The sequence below is a fragment of the Psychrosphaera haliotis genome, from assembly GCF_009728465.1.
GTDB classification, from domain to species: Bacteria; Pseudomonadota; Gammaproteobacteria; order Enterobacterales; family Alteromonadaceae; genus Psychrosphaera; species Psychrosphaera haliotis.
Window position 1 is genome coordinate 752,093 of record NZ_WOCD01000005.1, and the last position, 24,411, is coordinate 776,503.

A 24,411-nucleotide genomic window follows, 5' to 3' on the forward strand; every position below is an offset into this window, starting at 1 on the left:
CATACCTAATTAGGAGCGTACAATGGCTGCAATGACTGTGAACCTTGACTTAGTAAGCGCAGAACAAAAAGTATTTTCTGGTCTTGTTGAAACGTTACAGGTAACAGGTAGTGAAGGTGATTTGGGTATTTACCCAGGTCACGCGCCTTTACTTACTGCCATTAAACCTGGCATGGTACGCGTAGTGAAACAGCACGGTGAAGAACAGTTCTTCTACGTTGCAGGTGGTATTTTAGAAGTACAACCTAGCAGTGTTTCTGTGTTGGCCGATATCGCAATAAGAGCTGAAGATCTTGATGAAGCAGCTGCACTTGAAGCGAAGAAAACAGCGGAACAGCAATTAGCTGATTCTGGTGCAGACTTTGAATATGCAGAAGCTACAGCAGAGCTTGCTCGCGCTATCGCACAATTACGTGTTATCAAACAAATTCGTAAAGGCTAATTCAGCTTCCTTACAGATGTTTTTGAAAACCCAGCCTAGGCTGGGTTTTTTTATGTCTGAAATTTAATCAAATAAAACTTCCCTTTTTCTAAAAATTGTAATAAAAACGCCACAGATTTGTCGCAAACAATCTATATAACTAGCCAACGCAAAGTTGGCAATTCGTTTATTTCAAAAATTGATAGGTGGATTAATATGGAAAACATCGGTGCAGGCAAATACAACTACTATGACGATCATAACTTTCCACATGGTTTTCGTCGCAGTGGCGTATTTACAATACGTGAGGCTGAGTATTTAGAGTCTCATGGTCATACATTACGAGAACTTGAATCTAAGCTTCGTATTCCTGAAAATGAAGATGAAAAGCACTTTCAACAAGCAGTATGTGAAGGGTTAGAAAGCCAAAGTTTCGCAGTAAAAGCTTGGAGTAAGTATAAGCAAGCAATAACAGCGCGTTCACAACGTATATTTCTCTCCAGACACGACGGAAACAACTCTTTTTTATCTACAGATTTTTAAATATATAGCTGTATATCAGTTGGAATTTCCGTAAACTTGGGGAGAGAAAATATACGAGGGAATTCAGCATGAGTCACAATATAGCTACTATGCCTCAAAAAGAACAAGACGCTATTCAACACGACCTAATGGCGTCTTTTTGGGCTTATAAAGAAAAGCGAGGCTTAATGAGCCGACCAGAAATTATCAAATATATCCACCAGCACTTCCTAGAAGCCGACCTTCAGCAGCATCTTATGGATCGCTACGAATATTTTAAGTCTGTGTAACCAATAAGTTAAGTTCCACATGGAACCTAATTACCTGATGTAATTAAACTTATGAACGAACAATACGTTAAAATTTGGAAAACCATTCAACTAATACCTGTTGGAAAAGTTAGTAGTTATGGTCAAATTGCTGATTTAGCGGGGTTACCTGGACGAGCAAGGTTAGTAGGAAAGAGTCTTAAGTTTGTTCCTAGCGAAGGCTTAGATAATAAACCAGTACCTTGGCATAGAGTCATTCGATCTAGCGGTGAAATAGCTTTCTCACCTGGTAGCGACGAATTTGCTAATCAGAGAGCTTTGTTAATTGACGAAGGCATCACGGTTAAAGGAAAAAGAGTCAGCATCAAAGAATTTGGTTGGGTGGTAGATTTAGAAAATATTTTATTTCTATTGCTAGATTACTAGAGTTTTATAAACCAAACTCAAACCAAACTCAAACCAAACTCAAACCAAACTCAAACCAAACCAAACTCAAACCAAACTCAAACCAAACTCAAACCAAACTCAAACCAAACTCAAACCAAACTCAAACCAAACTCAAACCAAACTCAAACCAAACTCAAACCAAACTCAAACTCAAACCAAACTCAAACCAAACTCAAACCAAACTCAAACCAAACTCAAACCAAACTGTGTGTTCCGATTTAACCTTCACTTCCGATTTCATCTAGTAATATAAAGTTTATAGGTTAGACTCAATACATTACTAATTCAGTTAATGGGTCGTTAAATGGAATTAAATGAGTTTCAACAAGCTAGGTTGTCACGTGATCCTAGGTTTGATGGTGTTTTTTATGTCGCGGTTAAAACAACGGGCATTTTTTGTCGTCCTATTTGTCCAGCAAATGCCCCCAAAGAGCAAAACGTTGAGTATTTTCAAACGGCCAATGAAGCTTTGGTTTCTGGCTATCGACCATGCTTACGATGTCGTCCAGAATCAGCGCCATTCTCGCCAGCTTGGAATGGAACACAAACAACCGTGCAGCGTGCCTTAAATATTATTCATGAACAGGGTTTTCATGACTTAAAGTTAAGTGAGCTAGCCGAGCGTTTGGGTATTACCGATCGTTACCTAAGAAAGTTATTCGTAGAGAAGCTTGGTGTATCTCCAAAACATTATGTGCAACATCAACAAGTGTTATTTGCTAAGTCTCTGCTTCATCAGACACATATGCCAATTCAAGACGTAGCATTTGCTAGTGGCTTTAATAATGTGAGGCGGTTTAATGACAGTTTTAAAAAGATAACCACAAAAACACCTTCAGAAGTTCGAAAACATCCGGTTAGCGACGCTCCAATTCGCCTTCAGTTAAATTACCAACCGCCTTTTGATTGGCAGCACTGGCATGACTTTGTGGATTTTAGAAAAATTGAGGGTATGGAGCATGTGGGGAGCAGCTCATATGGTCGGACTTTTTATTGGCCGTCAGATAGTGGGTATATTAAAGGCCGATTTAATGCGGTTCACCGACCAGATAAACAAGGCTTTAACGTAAGTATCGTAATAGATGACGCAAAACAATTATATTCTGTTGTTCAGAAAATTAGACAAGTTTTTGACTTGAACGCTAATGTAGGAGTGATCAACAAAGCGCTGCAATCCTCCGGTATATCGGAGCATAATCTAAGCGCAGGTATTCGAATCCCTAGTTGTTGGAGTGTTTTTGAGGCCGGTGTTAGAGCCATATTAGGGCAACAAGTGTCAGTTAAAGCGGCTACCAATTTATTAAATCAACTTGTTGAACAGTTAGGAGACAAAGAGGTTGTCAACGGGATCGAGTATCGATGGTTTCCGACACCTCAGCAATTAGCCAAATCTAGATTATTGTTTTTGAAAATCCCGGAAGCAAGAAAGCAAACCTTAATCCGACTTGCTAAGTTTTGTATAGATAACCCGGACACTGATCCAGAACAGTGGCTTGAATTAAAAGGCATTGGTCCATGGACAGTTGAATATGCAAAAATGCGAGGTCAGTCGAATACCGATATATGGTTAGATACCGACTTAGGTATTAAAAAAGCATTAGATATATTCCCTCTTATTGAGCCGGCTAAAGCTTCTCCGTGGCGGACGTATTTAACTTTTAACATGTGGAATATGCTATGAGTGTTGTGAATCAACCTATGCCTGACAAACTTGCCACAAGGTGGATTGAAACGCCTATAGGCGCTGTAGAAATAGGTATTAATTTAGACAGTGAAGTTGCTTCATTGTGGTATGTGGAAATTGTGGCAACAGAAAACCTTAGAGATCCTAAAAACCAAGATCAGCACCCTATTCTTGATTTAGCACAAGAACAATTGTCCAAATATTTTCGTGGAGAAGAAACAAATTTTTCCGAATTGTTAGCCCATCAAAGTAATTACGGGACCGCGTTTCAGCAACAAGTATGGCAAGCGCTAACACAAATCCCTTACGGGCAGACGTGGTCATATGGAGAGTTAGCAAACTTTATTAGCAACCCCAAAGCAGTTCGCGCTGTAGGTGCGGCTAACGGTAAAAACCCGCTAGCTATTGTTGTGCCCTGCCATCGAGTGATTGGGGCTAATGGGACGCTTACAGGTTACGCTGGTGGACTTGATAACAAACAAAAGCTGTTGTCATTTGAAAGTAAGGTCACTGGCGATTAATAGCCAGTTTGACTGCAACTTACGTTAGTAGAGCAAATAACTCCAAAGAGTGATCGTTAAAACACTTAAAATTGTCGAAAACACAACAGTTGTAGCGCTTATGCCCTCTTGAACTTTATGTTTTGTTGAAATGATAAATGCATTAACGCCAGTAGGGCTCGCGGTTAATAGTACGACAATTAAGGTTGCCTCAGCATTAAGCAAGAATACAAAAGTTGCCAATAAATAAACGGTACCAGGTAATACAATAAGTTTTACGCAACTTAATAGTAAAGCTTCACTGCGGTTGCCTTTGATTGGTAAAAACTTGATTGATGCACCTAAGCTGAATAAAGCTAAAGGAATTGCAGAGGTTGATAACATGTCCAATGGTTCTAAAATAACAGTTGGAATCGTCACTCCCAAAACATTACACAATAAACCGGCCGTTATACTCATAACTAATGGGTTCTTTAAGCTATTTACCACATTTTTGATTGTTATCGAGCTTATGTACAATTCGGTAATAATAAATAACATAGCGCTATGAAAAGCAATTAATACAAAGCCTTGCCCTGCTGTCTCTGCGCCAAGCAGTCCTATAAGTACTGGAATTGAGATTAATACCGTATTTGAATAAGTTGCTGCTAAAGATGAAACCGAGGCATTTGCATTGCTTCGCTTAAGCACTTTAGTCATAAAGTGGAATTGAGCAAAAAATACCACCAGCATACCCAAATATAAAGCAGCAAACCAAGTCCAAGAAAGACCAGAGGATAAATTAGTTTGTGAGGTGCTTTTAAATAAAAAAAGTGGGATGAGTAATGAAAAGCAAACTGAAGACAAGGCCTGAACTTGTGCTTGTTTTAGCCAGTTAACTTTTGCTAACAAAAAGCCTAAAAAGCAAATGATAGCCAAGGGTAATATAACGGATAAAGTAATCAATTAATAAAGCCAGTATTCAACAAACAAACCAAGGAAGATAATTAGCCCAACATAGTGGTTATCCAAGAAGGCTTTAAAACACTGCGTTTTGTCTCTTTGCCTACAATTCCACAGCTGTTTCAAAAATAAAGTGGCCACTGCAGCTAACGCAAACGTCATAGGCCAATGCCAGTGCAAATAAACATGCAATTGTGCAAATAACCATAATGTTGAAAGTTGCAACATCGCAATCACCAATAAGTCATTTTTACCAAAAGCTATTGCTGTCGATTTAACGCCAATTTTTAAATCGTCGTCTTTATCAACCATTGCATAATACGTATCGTAAGCCACTGTCCAAGTTATATTTGCCAAATATAGAATCCAAACTTCGATAGGAAGATCTGCTTGTACTGCCATAAATGACATTGGAATTGCCCAGCTAAATGCTGCACCCAACACAATTTGTGGGAAGTGGGTATACCGCTTCATAAATGGATAAGCTGACGCTAGAAGTAATGCGCCTATAGACAGAAATATAACTTCTTTATCAAGCGTTAATACCAATAAAAATGACGCGATTATTAATACAAAAAACAGTTGTAGTGCTTCTGTAGGAGATACTTTTCCTGCAGGAATAGGCCTTAAGGCCGTGCGTTCAACATGACCATCATAATGCCTATCGGCATAGTCATTAATAACACAACCGGCTGAGCGCATTAATACAACGCCGGCGGTGAAAACTAATAGATAATGCCAGTGAGGAACTCCAAAAGAAGCAATCCATAGGGCCCAAAGCGTTGGCCACAACAACAGATAAATCCCAATAGGCTTGTCTAGCCTCATGAGCTGGTGGTAAGAAGGGTAATTTTTAAAGGATAATTCCCAGCGCACTACTTATTCCTCACTACCGTTAGTTAACAAAGGCAAAAAGCATTCATTAACAATCAGTGGTTTGTTATTTAAATTAAATGTTGAACGACGAATAAAACAAACATCTGTTAAAGCTTGGCCCAATTTGTTTTGTATAAATGAGCCAAGCGCGGAAGAGTCAGACACAGTACTTACTTCTATATGTCCACGCTGCGTTTCTTTGCTTTGAAATAACACTTGCCCAAGAGATTGATTTCCCAACTCAGCCAACCTAGACTCTGTGCCCACAATGGTTGATTCAGGTATTATAGTTTGAGCATATATTAAAGGCTTGTCGCCTTGCTTTAATAATACTTCGCGTATTAGAGCGACGCTATCTTTTGTATTTAATTGCTGTTGAGTCTTCTCATCAATAGCCTGATAACACTGATTTAAAACTTCTACTGAGAATGCGGTACCAAGTTCTTTAATTTTTACAGTAAGAGAGCTTTCACTACAGACCCAACTTTTAAGTCCTTTATTTGCCGCTAGCGATTGACTATTGTCGGCTAACTGCCAATTGGTTGGTAATTCAATAGGAAACAAAATTTTAATCTCAATTTGATTAGAACCGCTATGGTAGCAAAAATTATTGCTAGTTCTCAAAATAAAAGCTGGTAGAACCTATATAATTCACTAAAATTACCGCTAAATCATAAAAACAAAGGATGCTCGTTTTGTTACGTATTTTTATCGCTATTATTGTACTAGCTAGTTCATTAAGCCTTCATGCAGCTGGTGAAAAACCAAATGTTGGTTATTACGGTTTTGAACCGGACATCATAACAAATTATGTAAGTAACAAACGTCGTATTGGTTTTGTGAGAATTACCGCAGAATTAATGGTTGAAGATGTTCAAAATGTGCCAGCCGTAGAGCACCATGCACCATTGCTTAGAGACGCAATGATTGATATTTTGATCCGTCAGCCTGAGCAAAAAGTAAAATCAATGACCGGCAGAGAAGAAATCAGAATCTTGATTTTAGAGAAACTCAAAGAACTGATGAAGAAAGAAACGGGTCAGCCAGTTATTAAAGACTTAATATTTACCAAGTATTTGTATAGTTAACGCGTATCTAAATTTAAATTAAAAAAGGAGCCTTGGCTCCTTTTTTAATAAGTGGCCCGAACCGTTAGTTTTTTGTACTAAATAGTTTTTACTGATCTTTTGACGAGCAATAAGCCTAGTAACATACCAGCAAGTAACCCACCTAAATGAGCCCAGTTCGCCATTGGAATAGGCAGCACATCTACAAAACCCACTAACATCCATACAATTAAAAAGACAAAGAGGTTGTTAGGCAGATATAACCTAGTTGACTTGTGCACAGTGCCACAAACCCAGACAAAACCAGCTAGCGCGTAGTTAACACCAGATAATCCGGCAAACTGATCGTTGACTAATAAAACTTGCAACACGTTTGATGCTAGCGCACTAATCAAAAAAACTTGTATTAACGTTTGATAACCCAGAGTTTTTTCTACCCTTCCACCTAAGTACCACCACCACGCTAAATTAAAAAGTAAATGTACGGCACTAAGGTGCATGATTGCAGGTGTGATGAGACGATAGGGTTCCGTCCACAGCCAATCAAATTTAAGCGCAAAGAATACTTCTCTATACCAGCCTAAATAAGACAAAACAAAAATTAGAATACAAAGACCTGCTATGTAGGCGAGTAAAAAAGCCGACACTAGACCAGATGTTTGATAAACCTAAACTTTGATTTGCTGATGATTGAGCCGGTTCAGCAAGTTGCCATGACGCATTTAAATACTCTTCTCTATTAGGATTCGAGATAAAGTTATTAAAAGCGAGTTCCACTTCCTGTGCATCTTGCTCAGGTGCATAAATGGTATAGGTAATTAAACCGCTATCATGCCGTTCATCAACACGGAAAGTTAGGTTTTTAACTTTCAGGTAATCACAAAAGGCTAAGCATGCTCGCTGTGATCCTAATTCGCCAATGTAAGTCACTATTAATTGTCAGCGCTAACAAATGGGAAGTTTTTACGCCACATTTCAAAACCACCGTCTACACTATAAACATCATCAAAGCCTTGCTCTACTAAGTACTGAGCTGCGCCCTGAGAGCTATTGCCGTGATAGCAAAAAACTAAAACCGTTTGGTCAAAATCATTTTGCTGTGTAAATGAATGCAAAGTTCCGTTTGTAAGGTGGAACGACCCTTCTACATGTGCAGCAGAAAAAGATTGTTCATCTCTGATATCAACAACGATAGCTGAATTGTCGGCTATTAATTTTTGTGCATCGACGATATTGATATGTTTAAAGTTAGACATAGAAATTCCTGAAAAAATTAAAATTATTCATCATAATACGAACCAATTTAACCGATTATAGATTTGTTATGGCCTCATTAAAAATTAATTCGTTAGAATCGTTAGAAAAACTCTGCCAAGACTTTATGAGTAAGCAAGTTGTTCATGATACTGCACATGATATCAATCATATAAAAAGAGTCGTCAGTAATGCAAAGTACATTGCTGAAGCAGAAGGCGCGGATGTTTGGGTAGTGATAGCGGCAGCTTGGTTACATGACTGTGTAACTTACCCTAAAAATGACCCAAGAAATAAAACGTCGAGTATTCAAGCTGCCAAAGTAGCCACAGACTTTTTACGCGCATCGGGATTCCCTGAACATAAACTTGAGAACGTATTTCACGCTGTAGAAGCTCACAGTTACAGTGCGAATATAACAACAACGTCATTGGAAGCTGAAGTTGTTCAAGATGCCGACAGGTTGGATGGCTTAGGTGCGGTAGGAATTGCTCGATGTTTTGCTGTATCTGGAAAGCTTGGTAGTGCGATCTATCACACTGAAGATCCCTTTTGTGAAAGTCGTAATGCCGATAGCAAATTATCCGCTATTGATCATTTTTATGAAAAATTATTCCTCACAGCAAAAACATTAAAAACCACAGCTGGAAAAGAGTTGGGCCTGAAGCGAGTTGAGTTTATGGAACTGTACTTAAAGCAGTTGGGTGCAGAAATTGGTTAAATTGGAGATTTTGTTTAAAAACTAATCTATAGTTTGATTATTATAATAAAAATTACGTAATGGATTATGAACCATTCATGGCATCAAACAAATTATCGTCTTAGGCATTGGTGGCCTAACTTCGAAAATAAATACATAGAAAGCCGATATCATCTGGAAAAATTTTCTGTCAATGGGTTTGCCGTTGCCCGCGGCATTCTTGTTCTTGCTCTATTTTTTTCTTTGTTTTCTATTTCTGATCAATACGTTCCCTTTGTTATCCCAGAAGCAAAGTTATTTAGCGTTGGTGTTAAATTTACAATTGGGCTGGTGGGTTTCGCCTGTTATATGGCAATTATTAAAGACATGACTCGAAAAAGAATTTATACGGTTGTTAACTTCTTTTTGGCGGCCTTTCTTTTTGCACTGTTTATTACCTTTTATACTTATAGCCAATGGTTACAAAGCCCTGCTACGTTATTTGAATTAGCTATTTGCTGTTCTTTTTTAACAATTCTCATCTATATTTTTGTACCGCTAAGTTTAGGTCAGCAACTCATTACTGCACTGGGTTTTGTGGTTTTATTTGTGCTCTCTGCGATTTTTGTTTTTCCTGATCATGCATCACGAATAGGTTTTTCAACAACCTTCATATTGTTAGCCAATACTATTGGTTTATCTATTTCGTACACCATAAATAAAAATTTTAGAGAGGCATGGTCAAATCAGCAGGAACGAGAGCGAGATAACATGCTGCTTAAAGTCGAGATTGATCAACGCAAAAAGCTAGAAGAGCAGCTTAAAAAGCTAGCAATGACAGATGCATTAACGGGAGTTGATAATAGGCGCAGCTTTATGGAGCATTTGAGTCGAGAGAAAAAACGAGCGGATAGACAATTTACTCCACTGAGCATTATTACCTTTGATATAGATTTGTTTAAACACATTAACGATCAGTTCGGTCATGAGGTAGGAGACAAAGTATTAATTGATGTTGCTACCGTGGTAGATGAACGATTGCGCGAAACAGATATACTAGGACGAATGGGCGGCGAGGAGTTTGCTATATTAATGGCAGATTCCAATAAGAGGGAAGCCAACCAATTAGCAAAATCTTTATGCAAAGCGCTGTCAGACCATACCGTTATTCATAATGACAAAGCGATAAAAGTAACCGCAAGCTTTGGAACTGCTGAGTATCAAACCAATGAACCAATTGATATTTTGCTGCGTAGAGCTGATAAGGCAATGTATGATGCTAAAATAGTGGACGTAATTGCGTTAGCGATAAGTCCGAATAACGCAGTCCAAATAAAGGTTTATTGTTTTGGCATTAAAATTCTACCAGCATTTTCAAGCATCTATTCAAGCTATCAGTTTCGATCTTGATGACACACTTTATTCCAATGATGTTGTAATCCATCAAGCCGAACAGCTTCAATTCGAGTTTTTGTGTGGCGAAGTTCCAACCGTTATTGATGCTGGTATACAGCCGTGGTTAGAGGCCAAGTGGCATGCGATCAAAGCAAACCCAGAGCTCAAGCATGATGTGACGTTGTGGAGGAAAGCGGCAATTCAGCACGGTTTATCCCATTTAAAACTAGATAAAATCAAAGAAAAGCAATTAGTTGAGCAGGCTTTTGAGGTTTTCTACAACGCAAGGTCTAACTTTTTAATAGATTCTAAAACCCACCAGGTATTGCAGCGCCTTAAAGAGAAGTTTCCAATCGTCGCAGTAACAAATGGCAATGCTGATATTGATAGGCTTGGTCTATCCCAATACTTTGTTGGTTATTATCGAGCTGGAGCCAATGGAAATAGAATGAAGCCTTTTCCAGATATGTTGAATATGGTTTCTCGTCACTTGGATATTCCTAGTGAGTCTATTTTGCATGTAGGAGATAATGTTGGCTCCGATTTAAAGTCTGCACAAAACGCGTCTTGCAGCAGTTTTTGGTATAACCCAGCAAAAAAGCCATGTCGATTGGTGCTTCTTTGCCTAATGCTGAATATTCAGACTTGGATGATTTACTACAACTGCTATAATCAAAACCTGTTTTTATATCCAGTTTAAGGCCTCAATACATAATGGACGTTTTTATTCCTAATCAGGAACCCGATCATCACGGTTTAGCCGCGCTCAAACTTAATGAATTAAATGAACGTCAACATGAGGCCGTTACAGCACCGCCGCAAAATATGTTAGTCCTGGCAGGTGCGGGATCAGGTAAAACAAAAGTTCTTATTAGTCGAATTGGTTATTTAATAAGGGCGCATCACGTATCACCTTATTCTATTATGGCGGTTACCTTTACTAATAAAGCCGCTACAGAAATGCGCCACCGTTTAGAAGCGGTAATGGGTCATGGCACTGTGGGGTCTCAGTTTAGCAATCATGGTATGTGGATAGGTACTTTCCATGGTTTAGCGCATCGCTTTTTAAGAACTCACTTTAGAGAAGCTAAACTACCAGAGAGCTTCCAAGTTATAGACTCGGATGATCAACACCGATTAATTCGCCGATTATTAAAAAGCCTCAATCTAGATGAAAAGCGTTATCCCGCTAAACAAATCATGTGGTATATCAACGGCAAAAAAGATGAAGGTCTGCGTCCAAAACATATTGAAACTTACGATCCAAATGAACAGGTGATGGTAAAAGTATATGAAGCTTATCAACAAGCTTGTGACCGAGCCGGTTTGGTGGATTTTGCTGAAATATTATTGCGCAGCCACGAAGTGTTAGCGACACACCCTGATGTGTTAAGTCATTATAGAAAACGCTTTCGTCACGTGCTGGTGGACGAGTTTCAAGATACCAACAGCATTCAATACGCCTGGATTCAGTTAATTTCAGGTGGACATCCAGGCGGTGTTGCAGATGAGCTAGACCCTTCATACGTAATGATTGTTGGCGATGATGACCAATCCATTTATGGTTGGCGTGGTGCGAGAGTTGAGAATATACACAACTTCCAAAAAGACTTTGCCGATGTAGAAATTATTCGTCTTGAACAAAACTATCGTTCAACCGCAAATATACTAAAGGCGGCCAATGCCGTTATTTCAAATAACAGCGATCGACTCGGCAAGGACTTATGGACCGAAGATAAAGAAGGCGACCCAATTGCGGTATATTCTTCGTTTAACGAAATCGAAGAGTCTAGGTTTGTTGTTGGTAATATTAAGAAGTGGCAAGAAGAAGGTGGCAGCTTATCCGATGCGGCCATTTTATATCGTAATAATGCTCAGTCTCGTGTTTTAGAGGAAGCGTTATTGCAAGCAGGCCTAAAATATCGAATTTATGGCGGGTTACGTTTCTTCGAGCGTCAAGAAATCAAAGATGCTCTGTCCTACCTAAGAATATTAGCGAACCGTGATGATGATGCGGCTTTTGAGCGTGTTATTAATACGCCAGCACGTGGAATTGGTGATAAAACGTTACAAACCATTCGTGATGCAGCGAGAAGTCAAAGTATCACAATGTGGCAAGCGAGTGGCCGACTGATTAACGAAAATAGGTTGTCAGCACGTGCTTCGGGCGCATTACAAAAGTTTATTTCACTGGTTGATCAGCTAGAACAAGATGTATCCGAATTACCTTTGCATGAACAGGCGGATCAGGCGATACAAGCGTCTGGCCTAAAGGCCATGTATCAAGCGGAAAAAGGCGAAAAAGGTCAAACTCGAGTAGAAAACTTAGAGGAACTGGTGACGGCTTGTAAGCAGTACGAACCTGATGAAAACATGGAAGAAATGCCAATACTTTCTGCATTTTTATCTCATGCCTCGTTAGAGTCGGGCGAATCACAAGCTGACGACTATGAAGAAGCCGTACAGTTAATGACGTTACACAGTGCTAAAGGTTTGGAGTTTCCACTTGTATTTATGGTGGGTGTTGAAGAAGGCATGTTCCCGAGTCAACAAAGCGCAGATGCACCTGAGCGATTAGAAGAAGAAAGACGTTTGGCCTATGTAGGAATGACCCGAGCTCGCCAACGTTTATTTATTACTTATGCAGAAGTTAGGCGAATGTACGGCCAAGAGCATCGTCACCGCCCTTCTCGTTTTATTGCCGAAATACCAGAAGAGTGTCTGTATCATGTAAAACTGACCACGTCTGTTAGTCAACCGGCATACCGTAGCAGTAGCTCAAGTTATGGAAGTTCAACGGGTTACGGTTCAGGCTCTAGCTATTCATCACAGCCTAAAGCTGCCACTAACCATGTAAAATTCACGGGGACAGGTTTCTCACTTGGACAGCGAGTTATGCATGCAAAGTTTGGTGAAGGTACGGTATTAAACTGCGAAGGTGACGGTGAGCACGCTCGAATACAAGTTAACTTTGATCAGTTTGGCGCCAAGTGGTTAGTAACAACCTATGCAAAATTAACCGCTGTTTAAATGACAGACTTTATTGACTACATTGCTCAGCTAAAGCAGAAGCTGTCCCAACAAAAACAACGGGGCATTGTTCGTTTAGTTGGCTCTGTTAGTCAGTGTTATGAGTGCATTTACCCGCTGATTGAATCTTCAACAGATAGCTCACCGCAGGGTATTGAGCACCTTAAAATAATTCCCTTTTTAGAGCCCGAGTCATTGAGTGCAGACTCAGTGCTTAGAAAAAACGAATGGCGAATTAAAAAGTTTCGAAAATATCTAGGGCAAGAGTGTGGCATATTAATCTATGACGCCTATCAGGGGTTTAATGCAGATGCGGTTGCAGCTCTTTCTGGTGTTATTAAACAAGGCGGTGTACTTATCTTATTAACACCACCTGATGCTGAGTGGCTTGCCTTTCAAGACCCAGAGCAGAGTCGTTTTATTTCTGAAAAGGTAAACGTTAGCGACATAGATAACAATTTTATCTCTCATCTGTTGAGTGTCTTGGAGAACAACTCAAATAACGGAGTTTATTTGTATAGTGCCGATAAAGGCATTACTGATGATTCCTTAGATTTAACTACTGAAAACAATTCTCAAAAAGCGTCTCAAAAAGCTTCACAAATAATTCAGGGGTCAACTTCTGGTGGTGCCTCTAATAGTTTCTCTAGTGATGTTTCTAATGGAAGCGCCGAAGTAAGCTTTCATGAATATGAAGAATCTAAAAGCGAAACTTATAAAAACGTCAACGCTAAAAAAGACTCTCTTTACTTAACCACTGATCAAGATCGCGTAGCGATATCAATAACCGATCTTTTGAATACAAAACCAATAAATTCAAAGTGTTTAAACAAACTTATCACTGGTTGTTATATTGATGAAAGTAAGTTACAAGATTGTTTATTGATTACAGCAGATAGAGGTCGAGGGAAGTCTTCGGTCATAGGTATTGCGGTAGCTCAATGGTTAAATCAGCAATCAGTTGATCGCCCTTTTAATATTGTTGTTACGTCTTCCAGCCTAGATTCTACCGGTATTTTAACGGGACATTTTAGTCGCTTGTTACGTGTTACAAATCCCACCATTAAATTTTGTTCACCCGATCATATAATTAGTCAGTCAGAAGACTTTAAAAACAGCATAGACTTGTTGATTATTGATGAAGCGGCAAGTTTGCCAGTAACTGTTGTAAAAGAACTGGTAGGCCTAACGGGTAAGGTTATCTTAGCAACAACAATTCATGGTTATGAGGGCACAGGCAGAGGGTTTGAATACAAACTTAAGCCTTGGCTTAAAGATAGCTTTAATAATTATCAGCATGAAATACTAACTCAGCCCGTTCGATGGACTGAAAACGACGATCTAGAACGCATTGTAAATCAGGGCATTTGTTTTATAAAAGAAGAAAGCTCATCAATATCAAACACTGTCATTCAGTTGCAAGTTAATGGGGCTATAGTCAGTGATTCTGCAGAACAAAGAATCTTTACTAAACTATCTGCAAAGCAACTGCTTCAAACAGGTCAGATTGCCGATGTTTTTGGACTATTAACCGAAGCTCATTATCAAACGTCACCGAATGATTTACGGGCCATGCTGGATAATCCAGATATGGAAATATTTGGGCTATTTGAAGATAATGAATTAATCGCGACTGCACTCATTTCCTTAGAGGGTGGTTTTGAACCTGAGCTTGATGGCAATTTAATGGGCGATATACAAAAAGGAATTAGGCGACCGAGAGGCCACTTGTTTCCGCAGTCTCTATTAGCTCATTGTGGTTATGCTAACGCAGGGTATTTCAAATATGCGAGAGTTGTAAGGATTGCAGTTACGCCATCAATGCAGTCACAGGGCTTAGGTAGTGAGCTGTTGGCCAATATAGAGTCGTATTATGAAAGTAATTCAGAAATAGACTTTTTATGCACTAGTTTCGGTTTTGATATAAAGGTGTCGAATTTCTGGACAAACAATGCATTTATCCCATTACGACTAGGATTAAAGGCTGATACAAGTACAGGGTTAGTCAGTATTTTTATGGCCAAAGCACTAAACTCCGACGCTGCAGCATCACTAGAGTTATGGCAACAACGCTGTATTGACACGATAAATACTGAGCTTGAAATAGGCCAACGGAAAAACCAACAGGATGCAGCTAATTCGCTTATCCAGGCTTTTGAAGCTTCTCCTCCAGCTGGCTACTCTATATGGTCGAAAAACCAGAATTGGCTCGATTTGAATCATTTAGGTTCGCATCACCGTTCGCCGGATAGTTGCTTTTTTGCGGTACAGACTATTTTAAAAGAAACGTCGAATAAGCCTTTTGAGTTACTAAAGGATAAGTTTTTAAATAGCTTGAGTAACAAAGAGCTAATTATTAATTATCAATGTACTGGTGAAAAAGAATTAGTAAAAAATATTCGAAATCAGACGGTTAAACTTTTGAATACGTATGTAGAGGAGTTCAAACGTTAGAGCTTACTGCGCCTACCTTATATCCTGTTGAGCATAATAAAAAGAAAGACAGGATCAATTCATGCGATTTATATCTGCAACACTTCTCTTACTTAGTAGCTCAGCTTGTTTAGCGGAAACCGTTACCATTACATCACCAAACGGCAATATCATTGTTCAAGTTAATGACGACAAAGAACAAGTTGAATATACCGTTTCATTTAAAGATCAGATGGTTATAGAGCCTTCTTTATTAGGTTTAGTATTTAAAGAACAAGCGTCGTTTACGTCTAACTTTAACATCGACGGCACAGAAAAAAATACTCACCAAAGTGAGTGGCAACAACCTTGGGGTGAGCAAACGGTTATTAAAGATCACCATAACTACGCCAGCATTACGCTAAAAAATAGCCAGCTACCTAACCACCAAACGAATAAAGGTTGGTTCTCTGAGTTAATTTCTCCAACCCCAGCAACATTAAATGCACAATATACATTAGAGGTTAAGGTATTTGATGATGGAATTGGTTTTCGTTATCTAGTGCCAAATCAAGATGGTTTTGAGCATATTGAGTTAATTAAAGAAGCTACTGAGTTCACCATTGCTAATGCTCATGACACTACTGCATATTGGATCCCGGCTCGTGGTTGGAACCGTTATGAGTACACCTATAACGAAACGCCATTATCTGAAGCGGCCCATATACATACACCAGCTACTTTTAAAACGAAGAACAACGTTCATTTAAGCATACATGAAGCTGCGTTAGTTGATTATGCTGCCATGACGCTAAATCAACGCCGCCCTGGTAAATATATTGCCGACTTAACTCCTTGGTCAGATGGCGTCGCAGTCAAGTCTGACAATGGATTAACGTCATCTTGGCGTACAATTCAAATCGCAGAAAATGCCGCAGAACTACTAAACTCTCACTTAATACTTAATTTAAACGAACCAAATAAGCTAGGCGACGTTTCATGGGTTAAGCCTGGTAAATATGTTGGTATTTGGTGGGAAATGCACATCAATAAATCGACTTGGGGAAGCGGTGAGAAACATGGCGCTACAACTCAAAATACTAAGTACTTCATGGACTTTGCAAGCGAATATGGTTTTGACGGTGTTCTTGTTGAAGGTTGGAATATAGGTTGGGATGGAGACTGGTTCTTTAACGGCGACGTTTTTAGTTTCACTGAAAATTATGATGACTTTGATATCAACGCATTAAGTGAATACGGTAATGATAAAGGCGCAAAATTAATTGGCCATCATGAAACATCAGGTAATGTGACAAATTATAGAAACCAAATGCAAGACGCATTAGATTTATATAAAAAACATGGTGTTGAGCAGATAAAAACCGGTTATGTTGCCGATGGTGGCAATATTAAAAGAATAGACGAAAACGGAATTGTTAGAAAAGAATGGCACGATGGCCAGTTTATGGTTAACGAGTATTTATTTAACGTTACTGAAGCGGCGAAAAGAAAGATAAGTATTAATACTCACGAACCGATTAAAGACACGGGGTTACGCAGAACTTATCCAAACTGGTTATCTAGAGAAGGCGCAAGAGGTCAGGAGTTTAATGCATGGGGCAATCCACCAAATCCTCCTGAGCATTTACCAATGTTAGCGTTTACTCGGATGTTGTCAGGCCCTATGGACTTTACACCGGGTATTTTTGATATGGGCTTCAATGGCTTAGAGGCTGATAAAAATAGACCACAAACTACGCTTGCTAAACAATTAGCGGCCTATGTTGTACTTTATAGCCCAATCCAAATGGCTGCAGACTTACCAGAAAATTACCTAGCTAAGCGAGATGCGTTTCAGTTTATTCTAGATGTACCGACAGACTGGACTAAAAGTATTGGTTTAGCGGGTGAGGTAGGTGATTTTGTTGTAATGGCTCGACAGGCAAAACAAACAGAGCGTTACTCTGGAGATGATTGGTTTGTTGGTGCGGTAACGAATGAAGATGCACGTACGGTTGATATTTCTTTAGACTTTTTAGATGCAAACAAGCAGTACGAAGCACAAATTTATCGAGACGGCGACAATGCGCATTGGGAAACTAATCCGTATGAGTATGTTATTGAGACACAACAAGTGTCGTCAAAAGACAAAATGACTTTGAAGCTGGTTGCATCTGGTGGCACGGCTATTAGGTTTAAGGCTTTGTAAAAAGACAGGAAGCTGAAGCGTGGACTGCGTCTACGTTTCTTGGCTGAATATAATTAATTACAAAAAGGACCTATATTCAGGTCCTTTTTATAACACACAGCTTTTATAACAAACAGCTTTTACAAGTCACTGCTATTTGTTGGTAGCCGTTAACTAGAGGAAAAGCGCAGAGACTTGGAATAGTTTTTCCACTTCGTTGATGTGCTTTTTATCAATCAAAAATAGAATCACATGATCTTCGCTTTCAATAACCGTATCATCGTGAGCAATGATGACTTCTGCATTTCTTACAATTGCACCTATGGTGGTTTGTGGCGGCAGTTTTAGTTCTTGAATTGAACGCCCCACTACCTTAGATGTGTTCTTGTCACCATGAGCAATTGCTTCAATCGCCTCTGCAGCTCCACGTCGAAGTGAGTAAACATTTACTACGTCGCCTTTTCGAACGTGAGTCAACAATGCAGATATAGTCGCTTGTTGTGGAGAGATAGCAATATCAACATCCCTACCCTGTACCAAATCGACATAAGCACTACGTTGAATAAGTACCATGGTTTTCTGAACGCCCATCTTTTTAGCGAGCATTGCAGACATGATATTTGCTTCATCATCGTTTGTTACCGCAATGAAGACATCGGTTTGTTCTATTTGTTCTTCGGCTAACAATTCCTGATCTGACGCATCGCCAGTAAAAACAGTAGTATGTTCAAGTAATTGAGATAAGCTTTCAGCCCGTTGTTGATCCATTTCAATCAACTTCACTCGGTATCTTTTTTCTAATATTTTCGCTAAACCTGCACCAATATTACCGCCACCCACAATCATTATACGTTTGTAACTGTCTTCTAGCTTTTGTAGCTCTTCCATTACCTGGCGAATATGTTTGGTGGCAACAATAAAGAAAACCTCATCGTCAGCTTCAATAACTGTATTTCCCACTGGCTTTATAGCTTGGCCCTTTCGGTAAATAGCAGCAACTCGAGTTTCAACGTTGGGAATGTGCTCTTTTAGTGTTGATAGTGCGTAACCAACCAAAGAACCACCATAATAAGCTTTTACGGCAACAAGGGAGACTAAACCATTAGCAAATTCTAAAACTTGAAGGGCACCTGGAGATTCAATAAGTCGGTGTATGTACTTAGTCACTAATTCTTCCGGGGCAATGTACTTGTCCACAGGTAAGTCACTATTTTGGAATAACTGCTCTTGATAAAGTAGGTAAGCTTGAGAACGAATCCGAGCAATCTTTTTAGGGGTATTAAAAATACTATACGCCACCTGACACGCCATCATGTTGACTTCGTCACTGCGCGTTACCGCGATCAGCATGTCAGCATGCTCTGCGCCAGCTTGCCTTAACACATCTGGGTGTGAACAGTGCCCAACAACAACTTGTAAGTCATATTTATCTTGAAGCGTATGCAGCGGTTCAGGATCAATATCCACCATAGTGATATCGTTTTCTTCACCTGCTAAATTTTCAGCAAGAGTGGCACCAACTTGACCTGCCCCTAAGATAATTATTTTCATAGTATTTGGTTTACTAACCTATCAATTTTATTGTTGTTTTTGTATGCGACAGTAATAGAAACCATCCATATTATGCTCACCAGGTAAAATTTGCCAGCCCGGATTTTCAATTGACTCTTCACCGCTTATTGGTGAATTAATAGGGATTAATTTAGCGTCTGCCTGAGAGGCTAAAAATGCTTTCATAAGGTCTTTATTTTCGCTAGGTAAAATAGAGCAAGTGGCATAAACCATTATTCCACCTGGCTTTAGTTTTGCCCAAAGCGTATTAAGTATGCCTTTTTGCACACCGGCTAAGTTATCAATATCTTCAGAACGTCTTAACCATTTTATGTCAGGGTGACGTCTGATAACACCAGTAGCAGAACACGGTGCATCTAATAAAATGCGATCAAATTGCGTCTCTGGCAATGTGGCAGGGATAGTTAAATCGCCTTGAATAAGTGTCGCCGTTTCGCCTAAGCGCTCTAAATTTTCAGTGACGCGGTCTAAACGTGTTTGATCAATATCGGCTGCGGTAACGTCACATTTGGCTAAATCTAAAATGTGGCAAGTTTTACCACCAGGAGCCGCACAGGCATCAAGCACAGATTCCCCATCTTCAGGAGACAGTAAGTGGGCTGCATGTTGAGCTGCTCCGTCTTGAACCGTAAACCAACCTTGCTCAAATCCAGGCAATTTATCTACTGGTTTTGGTGCCGCTAATAATATGGCATTCGCATCAGCTAATGGTTGAGAGTATTCAATTTTCGCGTCATCTAATGCATCGCAAAACTCAGTAGTTGATACATTATTAGTATGAACTCTTAGCCACATTGGTGCGCGTTCTAAGTTCGACGTTAAAATCGATTGCCATTGATCAGGATAAGCGTCTTGCACCCTTTTAATAAACCAGCTTGGGTGGCTATATTCAGTTACAGGATTGTTTATTTTTGAAAAAAGGTTGTCTCTATTGCGCATAAAGTTACGCAGACAGGCATTAATTAGCCCTTTTAAACCTTGCGCTTTAAGACTTACCGCCGCTTGAACCGTTTCAGCAACGGCAGCGTGCTGTGGAATTCGCATTTCTTCTAGCTGATAAATTCCAATAATGATCAAGTGGTGGAATAAACGTTGTTTACCTTTCAGCTTTTTTGATAGCAACTGGTTAGTAATCGCGTCAAAGCGAGGAAAAAAGCGTATTGCGCCAAAACACATCTCTTGCAATAAGGCATGATCTTTTGCAGGTATTTTAAGCTGAGCTTTTGGCAACGCTTCAGATAAAGAAACACCTTTATCCATAACCGCTAAAAGTGTTTCCGCGGCCGCCGCTCTTACATTTGTTACTTTCATTTAATTATACTTCCTGGAACAACCCATTCGCCACGACCGTTAACAAAGTCCGATGCACTCATAGGTTTTTTACCCGGAGGTTGGAGTTGCATAATGTTAAGCACGCCCTTTCCGGTAGCTATCGCAATTCCGTTTTTGTCTGCTGATAAAATAGTACCTGGTGCCGCATTAGTGCTTTCACTAACCACATTTGCTTGCCAAATTTTAATTGTATGTTCAGCTAACTGAGTAGTGGCGACAGGCCAAGGTTGATAACCACGAATATTACGCTCAATTTGTTCAGCAGAATCAGACCAGTTTATGATGGCTTCTTCTTTAGTTAATTTGTGCGCATAGGTTGCTTCGTTGTCATCTTGTTTGATGGCTACAATGTCGTTGTTGGCAATTTTATTTACCGCAGTGACTAGAGCTTTAGGACCAAGCTGTTGAAGCTTCTCATAAACACTGCCGCTAGTATCAGAGCTTTCAATATCACAGGTTTCAATCAGTAACATGTCTCCAGTGTCCAAGCCAATGTCCATTTGCATTATGGTAACACCGGTTTGTGCATCACCCGTCAGAACGGCTCTTTGAATAGGTGCCGCACCGCGCCATTTAGGTAAAATAGAACCATGAACATTGATGCAACCTAGTTTTGGCGTATCAAGTACCGCTTTAGGTAAAATAAGCCCATAGGCCACTACAATCATTAAATCGGCATTAAGCGCTGCTAATTCTTGTTGTGCTTCTTCAACCTTAAATGTTTGAGGCTGAAATACTGGAATGTCATGTTCCAAAGCAACGCTCTTAACCGCGCTTGGTTGTAGTTTTTTACCACGGCCCGCAGGACGATCAGGCTGTGTATAACAGCCAACTATGTTGAAGTTCTCAGTAATTAAATGTGAAAGGTGTTGTGCTGCAAATTCTGGAGTACCAGCAAACACAATTCTTAAAGGCGAAGAGGTCATATTTTACCTAAGTTTTATTGAGCGGCTAATTTAGCTTCTTTAGCTAGCTTTTTCTTAATTCGTTCACGTTTTAACGGTGATAAATAATCAACAAATAATTTACCATCCAAGTGGTCATTTTCGTGTTGAATACAAATTGCCAATAAGCCTTCGGCATCCATTTCAAATGTATTGCCATCACGGTCAAGCGCTCGCACTGTGACGGTTTCGCCACGTTCAACTTTTGCATAACAGTGAGGAACCGACAAACAACCTTCCTCGTTGATCATCATGCCTTCTTTAGAAATAATTTCAGGGTTAATAAACACGTGAGGTTCACGTTCTTCATCACCGCAATCAGTTACAAATAAACGAACGTGTTGGTTTACTTGTGATGCCGCTAGTCCTACACCGTTTTCGTCATACATGGTTTCAAACATGTCATCAATAAGAGTTTTTATAGTGTCATCAACTACTTCTATCGGTTTTGCTACCGTACGTAGTCGCTCATCAGGAAAACGTAATACGTCTAAAATTGCCATAATCTTTTTATGCCTCGCCAAATAACATCGTGTACTTGTAATTTTAACTGTTTAGATTCACTATTAACAGAACAACATGTTGATAATAATAATTATAGGGAAAAGGGAATGCGTGTACTAATTCGCTTAACGATGCTAGCGCTAGTTATTAGTTCACTTCATATAACTACATTAATAGCCGATACGTTAACAATACGCAAAGACGCGCCGTCGGAATATGTCGTTAAAAAAGGTGATACTTTGTGGGATATTTCGAGTTTATTCCTGAATGACCCGTGGTTGTGGCCAAAGTTATGGAAATTAAACCCGCAAGTTAAGAATCCCCATTTGATTTACCCTGGTGACCAGCTGAAGTTAGTTTATGAAGCTGACGGTACACCAAAATTAGTAATGGGTAAGCGCTCATTCAGCCTGTCTCCTCAAAAGCGAATTGCCTATAAAAAAGATGAGCCTATTCCTATGGTTCCACTTAACGCTCTAGAGTCCTTTCTTAGTTACGAACTAGCGTTAGATGAAGACACTATCAATAGCCTACCTTATGTACTAGGTACAGATCGCACTGTGAAGCGAGCATTACCTGGAGACTTACTCTATATTAAGGGTGACTTAAAATCGGAAAGCAAATTTGCCATTTATCGTAAAGGTAAAACCTACACTGATCCTGATTCGGAAGACGTTTTAGGTTATGAAGCGGTATTAGTTGCGGTGGCCGATCTTATTAACTCTGGTGATCCTGCTGAAGGCGTACCGGGGAAAATTCGTATTACTACTGCCAAGCAAGAAGTTAGAGCAAGCGATGTGGTTATGCCAATCCGTGAAGGTCAGGCTTTACCTGCATTTTTTAAGATGGTGGAAGTAAATACAGAAATGAATGCCAGTATCATTGCCACTCCATCTGACTTAGCGGGTGTGAGCAAATATGATGTGGTGATTATTAATAAAGGCAAAGGTGACAATATTGCTGCTGGCAATATCTTAACGATATCTAGACAGTCTCCAACGGTTGTTGATCAAGGTTTAGGTCCAAAATATCAAGAAGATGCAACTCGTTACGAAAAATTTGTTGGCGTTGTTAAAAATCTATTCAGAGGCGATGAACACAAAGGTATTTATGAAATGCCATTTGAAGATGTTGGCCAGCTAATGATTTTTAAAGTTTATGACAAAGTTAGCTACGGCATCATTACTAAAAACAAGTCGCCTGTTTACGTTGGAGATAAAATTAACACTCCAAACTAGTAGGTGATCCTGATGGAGCACTTACTAAATGCAAGAGTGGTTAACCTTGTTGCAATGCCCTAAATTGGGCGTTGCGACACTTCATAAATTATTCCAAAAACTCCCGTCTTTACTCAGTCTTTTTGAGTTATCGAATACACAATTAATAGAATTAGGTTTATCGTCTGCTCAAATTGATTACCTAACCTCATCTCATGATTATTCAAACGTAATTAGCTATCTGAATCGCAACCACATTCAATTAATATCCATCGAAGATGGTAATTACCCTCAAGCCTTACTAAATACTGCAAGACCGCCTATTGTTCTTTTTTCACAAGGTAATATTAGCCTTTTAAATCGACCGCAAATTGCATTTGTTGGCTCCAGAACACCAACGGCCTACGGCTGTGAAGTGACAAAATATTTAGCAGCAGAAATATCCAGACATGGATTGGTTGTTAATAGCGGTTTAGCGCTAGGTGTTGATGCAATGGCTCATCAAGCCACCTTGGACAATAAAGGTTATACAGTTGCGGTTATGGGTTCAGGCCATGCCAATATATACCCCAAAAGACACGAGCAATTAGCAAAACGCATTGTTGATAATGATGGTTTGTTAGTTAGTGAGTTTATGCCATTTGAAACACCACAGTCATTTCACTTTCCTAGACGTAATAGAATCATAGCCGGTTTAAGTTTAGGCACTTTAGTTGTTGAGGCTGCGTTAAAAAGTGGTTCTTTAATTACTGCCAAATATGCCTTAGAGGCGAATCGTGATGTTTTTGCTGTGCCAGGTAATATATTTAGTGATGTTTCAGTGGGTTGTCATAACCTGATTCAAAAAGGGGCTAAATTGGTTCAAACACCGGCCGATATATTAACTGAATACGAACATGTCATCGGGAAAAGTATGGCGGACGTATACCAAGGTGAGAGTTTCGTTGAAATTGAAAAAAACAACTTGGCAGACACAACATTGTTAGCTAATGTTGATCATGAAACCACCTCAGTTGATGTTATTTCTCAGCGCTCAAACTTGCCAGTGGAACAGGTGTTAATAGAGCTGTTGAATTTAGAAATATTGGGGCATATAAACGCCGTGCCCGGCGGCTATATAAAGGTTCACACTAACATTAATAATAAATAACAAAGG

At 39.5% G+C, this 24,411-nt stretch carries 25 protein-coding genes; 15 read left to right on the forward strand and 10 right to left on the reverse strand.

The window, feature by feature from the left end:
- Positions 1 to 22 precede the first annotated feature (22 nt).
- From GNP35_RS14225 to GNP35_RS14250, 6 genes are all read left to right on the forward strand, one after another.
- Positions 23 to 442: a F0F1 ATP synthase subunit epsilon gene (locus GNP35_RS14225; RefSeq protein ID WP_155696877.1), complete on the forward strand. Its 420-nt coding sequence runs from the start codon at positions 23 to 25 to the stop codon at positions 440 to 442.
- Positions 443 to 637: 195 nt separating this feature from the next.
- The gene (gene maoP / locus GNP35_RS14230; RefSeq protein WP_155696879.1) at positions 638 to 964 is read left to right on the forward strand and encodes a DUF413 domain-containing protein; all 327 of its coding nucleotides are present in this window, start codon (positions 638 to 640) and stop codon (positions 962 to 964) included.
- A 68-nt stretch (positions 965 to 1,032) separates the two neighbouring features.
- A complete protein-coding gene (locus tag GNP35_RS14235) occupies positions 1,033 to 1,233 on the forward strand; it encodes a DUF3283 family protein (RefSeq protein WP_155696881.1) in 201 nt (66 codons plus the stop codon).
- Between the two features lie 51 nt (positions 1,234 to 1,284).
- A complete protein-coding gene (locus tag GNP35_RS14240) occupies positions 1,285 to 1,638 on the forward strand; it encodes an MGMT family protein (RefSeq protein WP_155696882.1) in 354 nt (117 codons plus the stop codon).
- A gap of 325 nt (positions 1,639 to 1,963) precedes the next feature.
- Positions 1,964 to 3,340 (forward strand): DNA-3-methyladenine glycosylase 2 family protein, encoded by a 1,377-nt coding sequence (locus tag GNP35_RS14245; protein ID WP_155696884.1) that lies wholly within the window; start codon positions 1,964 to 1,966, stop codon positions 3,338 to 3,340.
- Positions 3,337 to 3,864 carry a methylated-DNA--[protein]-cysteine S-methyltransferase gene (locus tag GNP35_RS14250; RefSeq protein WP_230961441.1) on the forward strand — a complete coding sequence of 176 codons (528 nt, stop codon included), beginning with the start codon at positions 3,337 to 3,339 and terminating at the stop codon, positions 3,862 to 3,864. The genes GNP35_RS14245 and GNP35_RS14250 overlap by 4 nt, the downstream gene beginning before the upstream one ends.
- 24 nt (positions 3,865 to 3,888) lie before the next feature.
- Here GNP35_RS14250 and GNP35_RS14255 read toward each other — a convergent pair whose 3' ends face one another.
- From GNP35_RS14255 to GNP35_RS14265, 3 genes are read right to left on the reverse strand one after another with little or no spacing between them, the layout of a single operon-like run.
- Positions 3,889 to 4,788: an AEC family transporter gene (locus GNP35_RS14255; protein ID WP_155696886.1), complete on the reverse strand. Its 900-nt coding sequence runs from the start codon at positions 4,786 to 4,788 to the stop codon at positions 3,889 to 3,891.
- Positions 4,789 to 5,613, reverse strand: a complete 825-nt coding sequence (gene ubiA, locus GNP35_RS14260) for a 4-hydroxybenzoate octaprenyltransferase (RefSeq protein ID WP_155697153.1) — start codon at positions 5,611 to 5,613, stop codon at positions 4,789 to 4,791.
- Positions 5,614 to 5,664: 51 nt separating this feature from the next.
- Entirely contained in the window at positions 5,665 to 6,225 is a 561-nt protein-coding gene (locus tag GNP35_RS14265; RefSeq protein ID WP_196492537.1) for a chorismate--pyruvate lyase family protein, read from the reverse strand.
- A gap of 122 nt (positions 6,226 to 6,347) precedes the next feature.
- Here GNP35_RS14265 and GNP35_RS14270 point away from each other — a divergent pair, with 122 nt between their 5' ends.
- A complete protein-coding gene (locus GNP35_RS14270; protein ID WP_155696889.1) occupies positions 6,348 to 6,749 on the forward strand; it encodes a flagellar basal body-associated protein FliL in 402 nt (133 codons plus the stop codon).
- A gap of 77 nt (positions 6,750 to 6,826) precedes the next feature.
- Here GNP35_RS14270 and GNP35_RS14275 read toward each other — a convergent pair whose 3' ends face one another.
- From GNP35_RS14275 to glpE, 3 genes are read right to left on the reverse strand one after another with little or no spacing between them, the layout of a single operon-like run.
- On the reverse strand, positions 6,827 to 7,375 hold the full coding sequence (locus GNP35_RS14275) for a rhomboid family intramembrane serine protease (protein WP_330997831.1): 549 nt from the start codon (positions 7,373 to 7,375) through the stop codon (positions 6,827 to 6,829).
- Positions 7,299 to 7,658 (reverse strand): hypothetical protein, encoded by a 360-nt coding sequence (locus tag GNP35_RS16610; protein WP_155696894.1) that lies wholly within the window; start codon positions 7,656 to 7,658, stop codon positions 7,299 to 7,301. The genes GNP35_RS14275 and GNP35_RS16610 overlap by 77 nt, the downstream gene beginning before the upstream one ends.
- Positions 7,659 to 7,660: 2 nt before the next feature.
- Positions 7,661 to 7,984 carry a thiosulfate sulfurtransferase GlpE gene (gene glpE, locus GNP35_RS14285; RefSeq protein ID WP_155696896.1) on the reverse strand — a complete coding sequence of 108 codons (324 nt, stop codon included), beginning with the start codon at positions 7,982 to 7,984 and terminating at the stop codon, positions 7,661 to 7,663.
- Positions 7,985 to 8,052: 68 nt separating this feature from the next.
- Here glpE and GNP35_RS14290 point away from each other — a divergent pair, with 68 nt between their 5' ends.
- The 6 genes from GNP35_RS14290 (at position 8,053) to GNP35_RS14315 (ending at position 17,707) form a co-directional block, all read left to right on the forward strand.
- Positions 8,053 to 8,703 (forward strand): HD domain-containing protein, encoded by a 651-nt coding sequence (locus GNP35_RS14290; RefSeq protein ID WP_155696898.1) that lies wholly within the window; start codon positions 8,053 to 8,055, stop codon positions 8,701 to 8,703.
- Positions 8,704 to 8,769: 66 nt separating this feature from the next.
- A complete protein-coding gene (locus GNP35_RS14295) occupies positions 8,770 to 10,071 on the forward strand; it encodes a GGDEF domain-containing protein (protein WP_155696901.1) in 1,302 nt (433 codons plus the stop codon).
- Complete coding sequence (locus GNP35_RS14300; protein WP_155696903.1) at positions 10,010 to 10,756, forward strand: HAD-IA family hydrolase; 747 nt, start codon at positions 10,010 to 10,012, stop codon at positions 10,754 to 10,756. The genes GNP35_RS14295 and GNP35_RS14300 overlap by 62 nt, the downstream gene beginning before the upstream one ends.
- 14 nt (positions 10,757 to 10,770) lie before the next feature.
- The gene (gene uvrD / locus GNP35_RS14305; protein WP_155696905.1) at positions 10,771 to 13,086 is read left to right on the forward strand and encodes a DNA helicase II; all 2,316 of its coding nucleotides are present in this window, start codon (positions 10,771 to 10,773) and stop codon (positions 13,084 to 13,086) included.
- The gene (locus GNP35_RS14310) at positions 13,087 to 15,540 is read left to right on the forward strand and encodes a GNAT family N-acetyltransferase (protein WP_155696907.1); all 2,454 of its coding nucleotides are present in this window, start codon (positions 13,087 to 13,089) and stop codon (positions 15,538 to 15,540) included.
- 61 nt (positions 15,541 to 15,601) lie between these two features.
- The gene (locus GNP35_RS14315; protein WP_155696909.1) at positions 15,602 to 17,707 is read left to right on the forward strand and encodes a glycoside hydrolase family 97 protein; all 2,106 of its coding nucleotides are present in this window, start codon (positions 15,602 to 15,604) and stop codon (positions 17,705 to 17,707) included.
- Positions 17,708 to 17,860: 153 nt separating this feature from the next.
- Here the strand turns inward: GNP35_RS14315 and trkA are convergent, their stop codons facing one another.
- From trkA to def, 4 genes are read right to left on the reverse strand one after another with little or no spacing between them, the layout of a single operon-like run.
- Complete coding sequence (gene trkA / locus GNP35_RS14320) at positions 17,861 to 19,237, reverse strand: Trk system potassium transporter TrkA (RefSeq protein WP_155696911.1); 1,377 nt, start codon at positions 19,235 to 19,237, stop codon at positions 17,861 to 17,863.
- 27 nt (positions 19,238 to 19,264) lie between these two features.
- The gene (rsmB, locus tag GNP35_RS14325; RefSeq protein WP_155696912.1) at positions 19,265 to 20,569 is read right to left on the reverse strand and encodes a 16S rRNA (cytosine(967)-C(5))-methyltransferase RsmB; all 1,305 of its coding nucleotides are present in this window, start codon (positions 20,567 to 20,569) and stop codon (positions 19,265 to 19,267) included.
- Positions 20,566 to 21,516 (reverse strand): methionyl-tRNA formyltransferase, encoded by a 951-nt coding sequence (gene fmt / locus GNP35_RS14330; RefSeq protein ID WP_155696914.1) that lies wholly within the window; start codon positions 21,514 to 21,516, stop codon positions 20,566 to 20,568. Before fmt ends, rsmB begins: the two co-directional genes overlap by 4 nt.
- A gap of 14 nt (positions 21,517 to 21,530) precedes the next feature.
- Positions 21,531 to 22,037 (reverse strand): peptide deformylase, encoded by a 507-nt coding sequence (def, locus tag GNP35_RS14335; protein ID WP_155696915.1) that lies wholly within the window; start codon positions 22,035 to 22,037, stop codon positions 21,531 to 21,533.
- Positions 22,038 to 22,145: 108 nt separating this feature from the next.
- Here def and GNP35_RS14340 point away from each other — a divergent pair, with 108 nt between their 5' ends.
- On the forward strand, positions 22,146 to 23,276 hold the full coding sequence (locus GNP35_RS14340) for a LysM peptidoglycan-binding domain-containing protein (protein WP_230961442.1): 1,131 nt from the start codon (positions 22,146 to 22,148) through the stop codon (positions 23,274 to 23,276).
- A gap of 28 nt (positions 23,277 to 23,304) precedes the next feature.
- Entirely contained in the window at positions 23,305 to 24,405 is a 1,101-nt protein-coding gene (dprA, locus tag GNP35_RS14345) for a DNA-processing protein DprA (protein ID WP_155696917.1), read from the forward strand.
- The last annotated feature ends 6 nt before the right edge of the window (positions 24,406 to 24,411 follow it).

What these genes read in the sequence shown, in the direction of transcription:
- GNP35_RS14225 (WP_155696877.1), top strand. Translation starts at nt 23, where the DNA reads ATGGCTGCAATGACTGTGAACCTTGACTTAGTAAGCGCAGAACAAAAA.
- maoP (WP_155696879.1), top strand. Translation starts at nt 638, where the DNA reads ATGGAAAACATCGGTGCAGGCAAATACAACTACTATGACGATCATAAC.
- GNP35_RS14235 (WP_155696881.1), top strand. Translation starts at nt 1,033, where the DNA reads ATGAGTCACAATATAGCTACTATGCCTCAAAAAGAACAAGACGCTATT.
- GNP35_RS14240 (WP_155696882.1), top strand. Translation starts at nt 1,285, where the DNA reads ATGAACGAACAATACGTTAAAATTTGGAAAACCATTCAACTAATACCT.
- GNP35_RS14245 (WP_155696884.1), top strand. Translation starts at nt 1,964, where the DNA reads ATGGAATTAAATGAGTTTCAACAAGCTAGGTTGTCACGTGATCCTAGG.
- GNP35_RS14250 (WP_230961441.1), top strand. Translation starts at nt 3,337, where the DNA reads ATGAGTGTTGTGAATCAACCTATGCCTGACAAACTTGCCACAAGGTGG.
- ubiA (WP_155697153.1), bottom strand. Translation starts at nt 5,613, where the DNA reads ATGAGGCTAGACAAGCCTATTGGGATTTATCTGTTGTTGTGGCCAACG.
- GNP35_RS14270 (WP_155696889.1), top strand. Translation starts at nt 6,348, where the DNA reads ATGCTCGTTTTGTTACGTATTTTTATCGCTATTATTGTACTAGCTAGT.
- glpE (WP_155696896.1), bottom strand. Translation starts at nt 7,984, where the DNA reads ATGTCTAACTTTAAACATATCAATATCGTCGATGCACAAAAATTAATA.
- GNP35_RS14290 (WP_155696898.1), top strand. Translation starts at nt 8,053, where the DNA reads ATGGCCTCATTAAAAATTAATTCGTTAGAATCGTTAGAAAAACTCTGC.
- GNP35_RS14295 (WP_155696901.1), top strand. Translation starts at nt 8,770, where the DNA reads ATGAACCATTCATGGCATCAAACAAATTATCGTCTTAGGCATTGGTGG.
- uvrD (WP_155696905.1), top strand. Translation starts at nt 10,771, where the DNA reads ATGGACGTTTTTATTCCTAATCAGGAACCCGATCATCACGGTTTAGCC.
- GNP35_RS14310 (WP_155696907.1), top strand. Translation starts at nt 13,087, where the DNA reads ATGACAGACTTTATTGACTACATTGCTCAGCTAAAGCAGAAGCTGTCC.
- GNP35_RS14315 (WP_155696909.1), top strand. Translation starts at nt 15,602, where the DNA reads ATGCGATTTATATCTGCAACACTTCTCTTACTTAGTAGCTCAGCTTGT.
- trkA (WP_155696911.1), bottom strand. Translation starts at nt 19,237, where the DNA reads ATGAAAATAATTATCTTAGGGGCAGGTCAAGTTGGTGCCACTCTTGCT.
- rsmB (WP_155696912.1), bottom strand. Translation starts at nt 20,569, where the DNA reads ATGAAAGTAACAAATGTAAGAGCGGCGGCCGCGGAAACACTTTTAGCG.
- fmt (WP_155696914.1), bottom strand. Translation starts at nt 21,516, where the DNA reads ATGACCTCTTCGCCTTTAAGAATTGTGTTTGCTGGTACTCCAGAATTT.
- def (WP_155696915.1), bottom strand. Translation starts at nt 22,037, where the DNA reads ATGGCAATTTTAGACGTATTACGTTTTCCTGATGAGCGACTACGTACG.
- GNP35_RS14340 (WP_230961442.1), top strand. Translation starts at nt 22,146, where the DNA reads ATGCGTGTACTAATTCGCTTAACGATGCTAGCGCTAGTTATTAGTTCA.
- dprA (WP_155696917.1), top strand. Translation starts at nt 23,305, where the DNA reads ATGCAAGAGTGGTTAACCTTGTTGCAATGCCCTAAATTGGGCGTTGCG.